Source organism: Candidatus Synechococcus calcipolaris G9, from assembly GCF_029582805.1.
Lineage (GTDB): Bacteria > Cyanobacteriota > Cyanobacteriia > Thermosynechococcales > Thermosynechococcaceae > Synechococcus_F > Synechococcus_F calcipolaris.
In genome coordinates this window covers 200311-213293 of record NZ_JAKKUT010000008.1, presented here as the reverse complement: position 1 = coordinate 213293, position 12983 = coordinate 200311, and the positions used below count along the sequence as shown (strand labels likewise).

Sequence of the window (12983 nt, the reverse complement as noted above, 5' to 3'; positions counted from 1 at the left end):
CCCTGGAAAAATCACATGACCCCTCCTTGGCTGTGGACATTGGACACCTGCCCCAGTACCAATACCTGGGCGATCGAGCAGGAACGGCTCTGCACCCACGGCAGGATGATCTTTACGCGACAGCAAACCGCTGGACGGGGCCAATGGGGGCGGCAATGGTACTCTCCCCCAGGGGTTTTAACCGCTAGCTTGGTCGTGGATCAACCCACCAATCCCTATCTGGGTTGTATCAGCTTAGGGGCGGCCCTAGCCATCATCTATGCCCTAGAGGATCTATGTCCTGAATTGACGGGGCGACTACGGCTGAAGTGGCCCAATGATATTTGGCTTCAGGATCGCAAACTCTGTGGCCTCCTGATTGAGGCGATCGCGGCCCAGGAGGATCGTCCCTCCCGACTGGTAATCGGCATCGGCTGTAATTGCTCCGTGGATTTTTCCCAAGCAGAGCATCCTGTTTCTGCAAATACTGGTTCTGTAAATGGTGAGCCAATACCCCTAAAAACCGCCATTAGCCTCGGTGATGTGATCAACAAGATTCCCGATGAATTAACCCTGCTCAGCCAATGTCGTCACTATTTACTAGAGCTAATCTCCTTGATACAATGGCAACAAAGCAAGGTAAATCAGCTATCCACGCCATCTACAACACAACCGTCTACAATAACACCATCGACAAGAACGTTGTCCCCGGGGCAGCCACCAGCAGGTTTCCAGAGGCTTTTAGCTGAAATTAATCACCGTGATTATCTCCGCGATCGCCCGTTGCAGGTGATCACACCGCAAAACCACTATCAAGGTTGGGGGCAGGGGATTGATCCCTGGGGTCGTCTTTTTCTACGCTTAGACTCTCTAGGTTTAGATCATAATCAGATCATCACCATTAGCAGTGGCCATATCATTATTTCATCGGATTTAGATAAGCTTGATTTTAAGCAACCTTGGCGGGATTTCAAGACCCGCTCGAATTAACCGGATTCGCATGGAAGAAATCGCTGTAAAGTAGAAGCAATAAGACCTTGGGAGACCCTCTGATGATAACTGGCTTATTAGATGCTTCGGCGGGCAACATATTAATTGTGGATGACACTCAGGAAAACCTAGAGGTACTGAGTGCCCTACTAGAAATCCAGGGCTACGAGGTGCGAATGGCGATTAATGGCCAGATGGCTCTCATGGGCGTAGAGGCAGAACCACCAGATATTATTCTGCTAGATATTATGATGCCCGACATGAATGGCTATGAAGTGTGTCAAATTCTCAAGCAAAACCCGAAAACAAAATCCATTCCAGTTATTTTTATTAGTGCCCTCGATGATGTCTTTGATAAAGTCAAAGCCTTTGAAGCGGGTGGGGCCGACTATGTTTCCAAGCCCTTTCAACAGGCAGAGGTTCTGGCACGGGTCAAAAATCAACTCACGATTGCCCAGCTTCAGCGGAAACTGCGGCAACGGAATGCCCAACTGAAGCAGCAAAATGCCCAACTCCAGGAAGTGGTGGAAGATCGGCGGGAATTAGTGGGTTCCCTACAGGCAGCGGAAGAAAAGTATCGGCAAATGATTGATGAGGCGGTGGTGGGCATCTACCAAAGTTCACCGGAGGGGCGTTACTTTAAGGTCAATAATGCCTTAGCGCGCATCTACGGCTATGCGACGGCAGAGGATTGGCTCGCAGACCTAGAGCATCACACTGAGCATCCCTACGTCAACGCGACGGATTGGAGTACCTACCAAGCGGAAATGCTCCAAAATGGTGTGGTCAAAAATTTTACGACAAAGGTCTACCGAGCCGATGGCTCCATTGCCACCATCTGCGAGAGTGCCCGGCCCATCAAAAGTGAAGATGGCCAGATACTATACTATGAAGGTTTTGTCTTTGAGCTTGCTTAGTGTCTTTGAACGTGCTGAGTGAATGTATCTGAGTTGCTATTTTTGTTGAGTATAAATTAAATTATTGATTAGTCCCCTTTTGCGATTCAATTAAATTTCTGTGCTTGAATCCACCCTTGCGGCCATTGTTGGGGCCGGGGCTGTCCGCCCTTGGTCAGAGGTTGTGGCATCCCTACCCACGTTGGCGGCAGATTATGCCAATGGTTATTTTGCCAATCCGCCGATTGTTGTCTATCCCCCATCCGTTGCTGCCCTTGGGGAGGTTGTGGCCTGTGCCCATCGTGAAAACTGGCCCCTCTTACCCCTCGGCCAGGGGACAAAGTTAGCTTGGTTGACCCCTTCCCCCAAAATTAAGGTTTTGGTGAGTACGGCTGCCCTAAATCAGGTGAAGGCCCATGCGATCGCTGATTTGACCGTTACCGCAGAGGCAGGCATTTGTTTTAATGATCTCCAGGCCCATTTAGCCCCCGCCGGCCAGTTTATTGCCCTGGATCCTAAATACCCAGATCAAGGCACCCTGGGGGGAATTGCCGCCAGTCGGGATAGTGGTTCTCTGGCCCAGGGCTATGGCACGCTGCGGGATCATTGTCTAGGGATTCAGTTTGTCCGCAGTGATGGCCAAATTGTCAAGGCCGGGAGTCGGGTGGTTAAAAATGTGGCGGGCTACGACTTGATGAAGTTGATGATCGGGTCCTTTGGTACTCTCGCCATTCTCACGGAATTGACCTTGCGGGTGGATCCCTTGCCAGAAGCCCGGAAAACCTGGCTATTGACGGGGAATAGCGACCAATTATCCCAAGGATTACAGTCCCTAAACCAAAGTACGTTAACACCGGCGATCGTGGATCTGTTGACAGGGGACTATCTCAAACCCATGGCTTCAGAAGCATCCTTAGGATTACGGGTGCAGTTCCACGGCCTAGGGCCTATCCTCAATGCCCAGGAAGAATCCCCAGGGACGATCGCCGGCCGCTTGCACCTTCTGGCAAAGGAGGCCCAACTCACCTGTGAAGCCATCCCCGATGCCCCAGTAACCAGCCCTAGTCCCACTTTTCCCCCAGGGGCGATCGCCCTAAAAATAGGTTGTTTACCCCATCAGAGTACAGATTTAGTGCAGCAATTGCTCACCGCAGCTAACCAACAGGGGTTTTCTCTCCATGCCTGGATGCAGGCAGGGCGAGGGGTGGGCGTGATCTATTTGCAACCCCAGGATAGGGATCTCAGCCTTGAAACGGATCGGGCCCCGTTGATTGCCTTTCTCCAGTGGGGGCGATCGCTGTGCCAACGTCACGGCGGTTATTTAACCCTACTCCAGGCAAATCTAACGCTAAGGCAAGAGTTTGAACCCTGGGGATATGGCGGGAATGCCCTTACACTCATGAAAAAGATAAAGGAACAGTTTGATCCAACCGGAATTTTAAATCCGGGTGCCTTTCTTGGGGGTCTGTAATGACAGAAATAGTGAAACGTCCAGGATTTGATCAGGACTCTCCACCGGAACCCAAGCTCATTGATGCCTGTGTCCATTGTGGGTTCTGTCTCGCCACCTGCCCCAGTTACCGCATTATTGGCAAGGAAACCGACTCCCCCCGCGGCCGTATTTATTTAATGGATGGGATTCACCAGGGACAAGCGGAACTGTCTCCGGCGATCGCTGGTCACTTTGATTCCTGCCTAGGCTGTTTAGCCTGTGTCACCACCTGTCCATCCGGTGTCGAGTACGACAAGCTGATTGCGGCCATGCGTCCCCAGGTCAATCGCCAAGTTCCCCGACCCTGGTTGGACACAGTATTTCGGAAATTGCTTTTTAGTACGTTGCCCTATCCGCGCCGATTACGCCCGTTGATGTTTCCGGTGTGGCTCTACCAAAAAATAGGCCTGCAACAACTGTGGCATCGGTTTCCGAAATTAGAGCAATTACTGCCCAAACCCTTAAGGGCAATGGAGCGATTATTACCCCCCCTCAGCCAACGATCTCTAGGGGAGGATTGGCCCAATCTGATTCCAGCCCAGGGGAAAAAACGCTATCGGGTCGGCTTGATTCTCGGTTGTGTGCAACGGGTCTTTTTGCCCGAAGTAAATGCCGCCACCATTCGGGTCTTAGCGGCCAATGGTTGCGAAATTGTTCTCCCCACCAATCAAGGGTGTTGCGCTGCCTTACCCCACCACCAAGGGGAAGAGGATCAGGCCCGGCAACTGGCCCGGCAGATGATCGATATCTACGCCGATATGGAGGTGGATGCGGTGATCATTAATGCCTCCGGCTGTGGTCATACCCTGAAGGATTATGGTCATTTACTGGAAAATGATCCAGACTATCAAGACAGGGCGATCGCCTTTGCTGCCAAAGTCAAAGATGTCCAGGAATTCTTAGATGACGTGGGTTTAGTCACGCCCCTTTCTCCCCTACAGGACACCCCCTTGAGCCTGGTCTATCAAGATGCCTGTCACATGATCCATGGCCAAAAAATTACGGTGCAGCCCCGCCGTCTCTTGCGACAAATTCCTGGGGTACAATTGCGAGAACCCATTGACGCGGCCCTCTGTTGTGGCAGTGCCGGTATTTACAATATTTTACAACCCGATGTGGCAGAGGAATTAGGCAAACAAAAGGTCAAAAATTTATTACAGACCCAGGCGCAAATCATTGTCTCGGCAAATGTGGGTTGCACGGTGCAAATTCAACGTCATCTGGGCGATCGCCCGTCGAAAACGCCAATCTATCATCCGATGCAGCTACTTGATTTATCAATTAAAGGGGAAAGGCTACCTGCCCAATCTTGAGGAGAGTTCCCGTGGAAAACACCATTTTGAAGGATCGCTATAGGATTGTTAAAAAATTAGGATATGGCGGGTTTGGTGTAACTTTTTTGGCAGAAGATAAGCATAGCTTCAATAGTCGTTGTGTTGTCAAGGAATTAGCACCCTACGATCAGGATCCAAATAAATTCAAAGTCCTAAAAGGAATATTTGAACGGGAAGCCAAAGCCCTATTTAATCTGGGAACTCACCCCCAAATTCCCCGATTTTATGAAAATTTTGATCTTAATGAAAAATTCTATATTATTCAAGAATTTGTCGAAGGGCAGGTCTTGAGTCAGAAAATTTCCCCCGGTCAAGTGTGGTCAGAGGCGGACGTTATTAAATTATTGAAAGATGTTTTGGAAACCCTAAATTTCATTCATGGAAAGGGGGTCATTCACCGCGATCTAAAACCAGAAAATTTAATTCAACGCCAAGAGGATCAACGCATTGTTGTGATTGACTTTGGTGCGGTGAAGGAAGTCAGTATTACCCAAGTAATTGAGCCTTATAGTGGTGAAACAAGAATAACGGATATTATTGGCACACCGGGCTATATGCCGCCCGAACAGCGATGTGGAAAACCCCGTGATAACAGTGATATTTATGCCTTGGGAATTATTGCTATCCAAGCCCTAACGGGAAAATCACCAGATCAATTAATATCGGATCCAACGACTCTAGAAATTTCATGGAAAGAGTGGGTTCAAGTCAGTTCTAAATTAGCCAATATCCTAGATAAAATGATTTGCTATGATTGTCGAAATCGATTTGAGTCAGCAAAAGAGATTTTAGAATTTTTCCAGAACGAAGATACAATAACAACAGAAGAAAAAGAAAAAGAAAGAGAAATAAACATAAGTATAAATTTTCGTGTCATGGATAAGTTCTTTCATCGGAGACAACAGAATCAAAAAACTCTCAATCCTGATTATTCAGGTCAGACCCCAAAAACGCCCTTGTCGAATCTCACCCGGGCTACCCTAAGTAAGATAACTACCCATAGCCATGAATTCCATGATCTGGTTTTAGGTCAGTATCAAAAGCATGACATCACCGTAGATCAGGCTCAAGATTTAGCAAGAAACTTTCAAGAACTTGCAGCAATTGCACCGATAGTAACCCGTCTTGAGGACTTAACGATCCTTTACGATGTCATGGTGGAATTTTATGACTATGTAGATCGATTTCGTTCCCCCCAGTCTAACTATTGGTGGAGTCGAGACTATCTGAGTCAAGCTATTTTGCCCCTTGCCCGTAGCTTGGTTTTAGAACATCAAAGCAATAAAGACTGGAAGTGTGTCCAAACCCTCAACTATAGCTCTCTACCGGCCCTAGCGGTGGCTTTTAACCCCGATGGTCACGTCTTGGCCGAAGGGGGATGGGATCGAACATTGCGATTTTGGGATCCCACCACTGGTCATTTAATACAATCTGTGGTTGGGATTCCTGGAGCGATTCGTGATCTTGCCTATAGTCCCCAGGGAGATTGGTTGGCCATCGCCGGGGATAATGGAACCGCTCAGTTATTAGACATTGCAGCGAATCAACGGGTTCCCCTCAAAGGTCATCTCAGTTGGGTGAATGCGGTGGACTTTAGCCCCTGTGGCAAACAACTGACAACGGGAGGCCACGATCGGGTACTACGCCTTTGGCAGATTGATCATTCCTCGAATCACACGGTTATTTTTTCCTATCCCCTTTCGGCTCAAATTTGGGCGATCGCCTTTAGCCCAAAGGGAACCTACCTGGCTGTGACGACATCGGAAGGTCTCATTTATTTATTTGATGTGGCAACTCAAGAGATCAGTCTCATTCATACGTTTAGGGGCCATAAGTCCGCCGTAAAATCCTTGGCCTTTACCCAGGATCAGTTCTTTTTATTCAGTGGCAGTCTGGATAAAACCTTGCGACTCTGGAATATTCCCCTCCGCGAAGAGTTGTGGTTTTGGGATAATCGGGATCCCATAGAGGCCCTAGCCTTGAGTCACGATCGCACAGCCATCGTCACAGGGGGAGGGTTTGGATCCATGAAATTGTGGGATATGGGCCAATTGCAGTCTTTTCGGCAATTAATCGAAAATACCGGAGCGATCGTTTATGACTTAGCTTTTAATGCCCAGGGCGATCGTTTGGCGAGTAGTCACTTTGATGGATCCGTAAGGATATGGCAGCCCTTTCCACAGGAAGAATCCTTGGAGCGATCGCCGGTCTAAAAATTTTTCTCTAATTTTTTTCTCTACAATATAGCTATCGTTACCTAGTTTAGGACGGGGTGCAGGGGTGGAACCCCTGGCTGGGGGCGAAGCCCCCACACCCCCCTTATCCGAAATGTCCTAGGGAAACAGGCGACAGCTATAACTTAGAACTGACATAGGAGTCATTTCCCATGGGTCACGGTCTACTTTGGTTGCCCCTACTGGCGATGTTTATTGTTTTAGCCCGTTTGGGTTGGCATGAATACCGCAAAATTGAAGCCTATCGAGAGTGGGCCCAGGGCTTTGAGCGATCTAAATACGATATTTTGGCTGTCCTCGGACAAAGAGAGACCACCCTCACCTGGGGAACGCCCACCCGATCCGGGCCCATTGGCCTTAAATCCCTATCCCTGGCAACCATCGATGGCGTTGAAGTACAGGTGGATCAGACCGCCATTGATATTGGGGATCCACCCCAGCGGGGTAAAACCATTACCCTAGTCTTGACATCCCAGGATCAATCCAGTAGCTATGCCATTCCCTTTACAGAAATTCCCCTTGCGGTGGAATGGTGCTACTTTCTGCGGGAATATATTGGGCAATTAGCGATAAAATGAGGCCGTTTTGTAGGGGTATCCCATGGGAAATATGAAGAATGTCATAGCCTTTGTGCCCGGTGGAATTGGCGATCAAATTCTCTTTTTCCCGACGTTGGATGATCTAAAACATCATTACCCTGAAATTCACCTGGATGTGGTGGCAGAACCACGGGCGATCGCCGCCTATCGCTTAAATGCCGCCGTGGATAAGGTGATTCCCTTTGACTTCAAAAATCGAAATGCCCTAGCCGACTGGTCGAATTTGATTGGCACAATTCGGGAAGGGGAATACGAAGCAATTCTGTCCCTCGGCAAAAGTTTACCCGTGCGCCTCCTCCTCTGGTTGACGGGGATTCCCCAGCGGGTCGGGTTTGGCTCCTCTAGTTTTGGTTTACTCACCCATCCCGTTTCCCTGAATAAGGATCAGTACAGTGGTGCTATGTACCATGATTTACTGAAGGGATTTGGGATTACGACACCCGCACCATTACCAACGATCACCATTGCCGATGCGGATCATGCTTGGGCACAGGCGGAACAGGAACGTTTAGGCCTAGGACGGGATTACCTATTGATTCATGGTGGCTCCAGTCAGTTGGCGATCGCCAAAGGAATTAATAAAATTTATCCGGTTCCAGCATGGGCAGAGGTCATCAAACAACTCAAAACCCGTAACGCTGAACGGGCTATTGCGGTTGTCCAAGGCCCAGAGGATCAGGAGTGGGTCAGTCATCTAAAACAGATCGTCCCAAGCATAAGCGTCGTATCTCCCCCTGACCTAGGCAAATTAGCCGCCTTCATTGCCGCCGCCGGCTGGATGCTCTGCACCGATAGCGGCCCCATGCACATTGGTGTCGCAGCCCGCACCCGTTTAGTCGCCCTGTTTGGCCCCACAGACCCGGCAAAACTATTGCCTGCGGATGCCCGATTTATAGCGATCAAGTCGGCCACAGGACAAATGGCAGATATTTCCGCTGTTGAGATTGTGGATGCTATCCATGGCTAGGGCTGCGGTCTTCCTCGATCGCGATGGGGTCTTAAATCAAGAAGTGGGCTATATTCGTCGGCTTGAGGATCTCAATTTAATTCCAGGGGTTGCCCTGGCCATTCGCCAACTCAATGACGCTGGTTTATTTTGCTGCCTAGTCTCCAATCAATCCGGGGCCGCCCGGGACTACTATACGGTGGCCCACATTCACGCCCTCCACGATCGCCTCCAATCCTTACTTGCCCAGGAGGCCGGTAGTCACCTGGATGCCCTCTACTTTTGTCCTGATTTGAGCGTACCGGAGGGGGGAATTGTTCCCGACTATAGTGGTTGGACGACCTGGCGCAAACCCAATACGGGAATGCTCATTGCTGCCGCCTGGAACCATGATCTAGACATTAGTCAAAGTGTGATGGTGGGGGACAAAGCCACGGATATTGATCTGGCCCACAATGTCGGCTGTCGGGGAATTTTAGTGCAAACGGGCTATGGAGATCGCGTCCTTGGGGGAAAGTATCAACACTCCACCCAACCGGATTACATTGCCCCGGATCTAGCCGCCGCTGTGGCCTGGATTTTGTCTCAACATGCTAAACCCAACTCCATTTAAATTTTGCGCGTAGTTCAGCTTTTATTGAATAAATTTATTGAGTTCTTGCACTAATAAATGTACTGTCGTAGAGGGATTGTCTTTACCAGGAATGTGAGGATCATATTGCTTGAGTAAATTTGTAGCATTTCTAATGGCGACAGACTGTTTATCTAATATCTCATCATAAATCGTCTCACTATTTTTTGTGTATTGTCGATCAAGGAGAAAATTTAGTTTCCGAAGATAGTCACACCGAGGAATACCAGTATTGAGAAACTCAAAGTGAAGGACATACCATAACTCGAATGCCTCGTTTGAATAAGCTATATGGAAGCCTTGATGGTTAGCACTTTGGATAGCGTTATTAAAATCTTCTGGAGTCCAAGAGTCTCGATCAAAAACACACCAGACTTGATCATACTCTTCTTGCTCTTTCAACTCTTTGGCACTATTAACTAATTTACTAGGGTTTTCTCCCAATCCTTGAACATCTACTTCAATAACGTTTCTTGGAACACGAAAACTTCTAAAGTAGTTAGGTTCCGTTTTTTCTCCCTCACATATAATTAAAAATCTTTGCCTAACTTCCCTCGTGTTGACTTTTCTTGGGGAATATCCACGAGAGTTTAATTTCTTTCTAGGCATGGGCATCGATCAGATTGTTTAAATTGCCAATGTACGGAATTGCACCATACTTTCCTTTGATGTAGTCACTCTCAAATGATGCATCATTACGCACTTTGTATTCTGCCAAAGAGTATAGATCTGTCGCACCATACCTATTCTTTTCGGTGAACCAAATTTGATCCCTACGAAAAAGCCTATTGCTAAGTAGATTAGTATCATGGGTCATAAAGATTAATTGAGCATTGTTCGGATTCGTCTCATTTGAATTAAAAAGTTCAACAATTGCACGACTAATTAAAGGATGAATTCGAGCGTCAAACTCATCAATGATTAGGGTTTTGCCCTCTTTTAATGTGACCACAAGAGGACCTGCCAGAGCAAAAACTTTCTGGGTTCCCTCAGATTCTTGATCATCTAAGTCAAATAACTCTGTAGATATAGAATTGCCTTTCTCATCAAATCTTCGGTGCATAGTTTGAACCGATGCTACTTTTCCTCCTCCATCTTTTAGGATGAAACTTTTAATTTCGTCAGGAAGGTCACTGGGCAGAAGGTCAGCGGTAATTTCACTCTCTTCTACTTTGACATCACTAAATCCCAAATCTAGTTTTTTGAACAATTGAAGAATTTCATCTTTGTTTTTATTACCCATCAAGCAACTAACCGTGTAGCCTCGATATCCTCTGTCATTTAAACCAGAAACAACTTTAACTTTATCTGTTAACCAGGCTAAAATGCTTTCTGCAATCTCAACATTAAATTGAGCAGACACAGATAAGAAAAGGGCATTTCGTCTTGTTTTTTGTTGAAGTCCGTCAGCTTTATATGTTTTAGAAACACTAAAGCTATCGAATTTTCGCTCAAAAAGCTTAGTTTCTCTTAATTTAGGAACGTAGAATAGCCATTCTGATACAACTTCATCACGAGTTGCTTCAAACCCATACCGATATTTTTTTTGATTAATCAAAAACACAATTTCAAAAAAAGTCGGTTTGGCACTAGTTTCAGTGCTGAGTTTAAATCGTTCAACTCCTATTTTCTCAGTACTCTGAGTTTCTTTGGATGAATTAATCATGAACCATTTCATGAAGTGTAAAGCTTTAGCCAAATTGCTTTTACCACTAGCATTTGCACCATATATTGCAGCACTTTTAAGCAGAACGAGTTCATCATCCACTGTAAAAACATTATTTTCGTCAAGTTTTCTATCTTTTGATACAAGACTAGATGACACCATGCTAAACGTGACTCGATCCTTAAACGATCGGTAATTACCAACACTAAACTCGATAAGCATGGCTGATCTCTTGATCCTAATTAGCTAATTTGTGAAAAAATCACATATTCCTGATATAAGAATAACAACAATTCACCAAAAATGATCAAGTATAGCCATTTTTACTGCATTTATAGGTATAATTTCACAATTCACAGCAATGCTCCTAGGCAAAGGAAACAATCAGGTAGGGGGCCTCAAACTTACCACTGGTGACGGGTTTTCCCTTCAATGCGGCCGGTAATTCAATGTGTCGCCGTTGATCTCCGGCTTCAATGGTGAGTTCACCACTGTACTCGCTCAGCTTCACTTGCTGTTTATTAAAGCCAGGTAAAAAGACGCGCACCTGTTGACTTTCCAGGTCAATGCTGTGGGGGGGTGGGGCCACGGGCAGGTGATCCATATCCGGGAGGGCCTGCACCAGATCCGCATCATTCTGGCAGATCTCTGGGGATAGGGTTGTTAACTGGAGGGGGCTAAAGGTTGCGGCAATGTCATCGCTGGTTCCAGGGGTGGGCTGGTTAGCCTCCGGGCAGTAGAGCAATTGGGAAATGGGTAAATTCACCTGTTGAGCACTCCCCCAAAGCCAAGAGGTTTCAGCGATCGCCCCAGTCTGTTGGGTTGTCACCAGTAACACAGTTAACTGCTGGGCATCCGCTGCCACCGCCACCCCCCTATCTACCCAGTCCTTGGCCTGGGCAATACTGGTATTAATCTTTTGGGTATCAATATTTGCCGCCATAATTGCGCTGGCAATGGGGCCGCCAATGGCGGTGGCCAGTTTACTCAGGTCTAGATGCTCCAAGACCCGACGAAAGCGACGATAGTACCAGGCAATGGCATTGGGCAATCCCAGCAGCCGCAGTGTATCTCGGCTATTGGCCCCTGCATAGATAATCACATCGTAGCGATCTCTGGTGTAATGTAATCGCATTGCATTGAGGGTTAGCAGGGTGTCCATCCCCGGCAAAATCATTAACTCTCCGGCATAGACCTTGCCGATTAAATCACTGGGTAGGTAGGGTTCTACCACGTCCGTGAGGTTATCCCATACTTGACTGAGGCTGTCCGTGGTCTGTAATTCGGCAATATCTAAATTGGGGGCATAGTTTTGGGGTTGGGGCTGCAATTCAACACCATAGAGGGTGCTCAGGGAAATGGCAGGACTGGGAACCACCAGTAAAACCCGCCGCTGCCGTTGGGCAAACCATTGTGCCACCGCCATACCCAAACGGTTTTGAAGTTCGGGGCCTGCGCCAAGAAAGGTAACAATCCGGGTCATAGTAATCTCAACGTTCGCTCAAAATAAGATGCTCTGGGACATTGCCATGGCAAAGGAAGCCTAACACCAAAGGAATCCCCCCGTAGATTAACACCCACCAGCCACCTAATTCCAACCGCCGTAGCGATCGCCGTAATAGGTGAGAATCGCCCGTACTTGGGCCTGATCCGCCGGGGACAGATCATCGCTGTACTGGAGCTTGAGGGCTTCCACTTGACTGAGGTGATAGTCAAACTCTGGGGCAGACTGGGGTAATAATTCAACGGTGACACCGGAAATCTGCCCTAGGTGGGCGGCAATCTCACGGTAAATGGCAAGGGGTAATTCGGGCTGACGATAAACCTGTTCCATGGATCGGCAAGGGGTAGAGTAAGAGTTCAAGAGTGACTTTTATTATTTTGAAATTATTGTTTCAAAATGAGTTTTTCAACCTTGGGATTCAAGTTGACAGGTCTCCGAGGGCAGGGGGAGGGTACAACAGTTGACATTTTCTAGGCACACCTTACCCCACTGTAAGGCCCAGCGCACTAAGGCGACACGGTTATCCGATTGAGTCTTTGTCAGAATATGAGTCATATGATTATCAACAGTACGCTTACTGATGTCTAGCTTGTCCGCAATATCATAATTGGTCAGCCCCGCAGCAACTAATTCAATGACTTGAAGCTCGCGGTCAGAGAGGAGGGGGTATCCTTGGTTATCACTACGTGGCATAGAAATAAGTCGATCCGTA

13 protein-coding genes are annotated in these 12983 nt (G+C 47.6%); 8 read left to right on the top strand and 5 right to left on the bottom strand.

Annotated elements, in window-relative coordinates:
• Positions 1-15 precede the first annotated feature (15 nt).
• From L3556_RS15360 to L3556_RS15325, 8 genes are all read left to right on the top strand, one after another.
• Positions 16-969, top strand: coding sequence for a biotin--[acetyl-CoA-carboxylase] ligase (locus tag L3556_RS15360; RefSeq protein ID WP_277868211.1), 954 nt, complete (start codon positions 16-18; stop codon positions 967-969).
• A gap of 62 nt (positions 970-1031) precedes the next feature.
• On the top strand, positions 1032-1886 hold the full coding sequence (locus tag L3556_RS15355) for a response regulator (RefSeq protein ID WP_277868210.1): 855 nt from the start codon (positions 1032-1034) through the stop codon (positions 1884-1886).
• A 100-nt stretch (positions 1887-1986) separates the two neighbouring features.
• Positions 1987-3336 (top strand): FAD-binding oxidoreductase, encoded by a 1350-nt coding sequence (locus L3556_RS15350; RefSeq protein WP_277868209.1) that lies wholly within the window; start codon positions 1987-1989, stop codon positions 3334-3336.
• Positions 3336-4670: a (Fe-S)-binding protein gene (locus L3556_RS15345; RefSeq protein WP_277868208.1), complete on the top strand. Its 1335-nt coding sequence runs from the start codon at positions 3336-3338 to the stop codon at positions 4668-4670. Before L3556_RS15350 ends, L3556_RS15345 begins: the two co-directional genes overlap by 1 nt.
• 11 nt (positions 4671-4681) lie before the next feature.
• Positions 4682-6904 carry a serine/threonine-protein kinase gene (locus L3556_RS15340; RefSeq protein ID WP_277868207.1) on the top strand — a complete coding sequence of 741 codons (2223 nt, stop codon included), beginning with the start codon at positions 4682-4684 and terminating at the stop codon, positions 6902-6904.
• Positions 6905-7077: 173 nt separating this feature from the next.
• A complete protein-coding gene (locus L3556_RS15335) occupies positions 7078-7503 on the top strand; it encodes a hypothetical protein (protein WP_277868206.1) in 426 nt (141 codons plus the stop codon).
• Between the two features lie 31 nt (positions 7504-7534).
• Positions 7535-8491 (top strand): glycosyltransferase family 9 protein, encoded by a 957-nt coding sequence (locus tag L3556_RS15330; protein WP_277868205.1) that lies wholly within the window; start codon positions 7535-7537, stop codon positions 8489-8491.
• Positions 8484-9083: a D-glycero-alpha-D-manno-heptose-1,7-bisphosphate 7-phosphatase gene (locus tag L3556_RS15325; RefSeq protein WP_277868204.1), complete on the top strand. Its 600-nt coding sequence runs from the start codon at positions 8484-8486 to the stop codon at positions 9081-9083. Before L3556_RS15330 ends, L3556_RS15325 begins: the two co-directional genes overlap by 8 nt.
• A gap of 21 nt (positions 9084-9104) precedes the next feature.
• Here the strand turns inward: L3556_RS15325 and L3556_RS15320 are convergent, their stop codons facing one another.
• The 5 genes from L3556_RS15320 to pedR all read right to left on the bottom strand — a co-directional run bounded on the left by L3556_RS15320 (position 9105) and on the right by pedR (position 12964).
• Positions 9105-9716, bottom strand: a complete 612-nt coding sequence (locus L3556_RS15320) for an RloB family protein (protein ID WP_277868203.1) — start codon at positions 9714-9716, stop codon at positions 9105-9107.
• Positions 9703-10929 carry an AAA family ATPase gene (locus L3556_RS15315; protein ID WP_277868202.1) on the bottom strand — a complete coding sequence of 409 codons (1227 nt, stop codon included), beginning with the start codon at positions 10927-10929 and terminating at the stop codon, positions 9703-9705. The genes L3556_RS15320 and L3556_RS15315 overlap by 14 nt, the downstream gene beginning before the upstream one ends.
• A gap of 205 nt (positions 10930-11134) precedes the next feature.
• Positions 11135-12250 (bottom strand): Get3/ArsA fold putative tail anchor-mediating ATPase NosAFP, encoded by a 1116-nt coding sequence (locus tag L3556_RS15310; RefSeq protein WP_277868201.1) that lies wholly within the window; start codon positions 12248-12250, stop codon positions 11135-11137.
• 105 nt (positions 12251-12355) lie between these two features.
• Positions 12356-12631 (bottom strand): hypothetical protein, encoded by a 276-nt coding sequence (locus L3556_RS15305; RefSeq protein ID WP_277868200.1) that lies wholly within the window; start codon positions 12629-12631, stop codon positions 12356-12358.
• 45 nt (positions 12632-12676) lie between these two features.
• On the bottom strand, positions 12677-12964 hold the full coding sequence (gene pedR / locus L3556_RS15300) for a photosynthetic electron transport-dependent transcriptional regulator PedR (protein WP_277868199.1): 288 nt from the start codon (positions 12962-12964) through the stop codon (positions 12677-12679).
• Between the last annotated feature and the right edge of the window lie 19 nt (positions 12965-12983).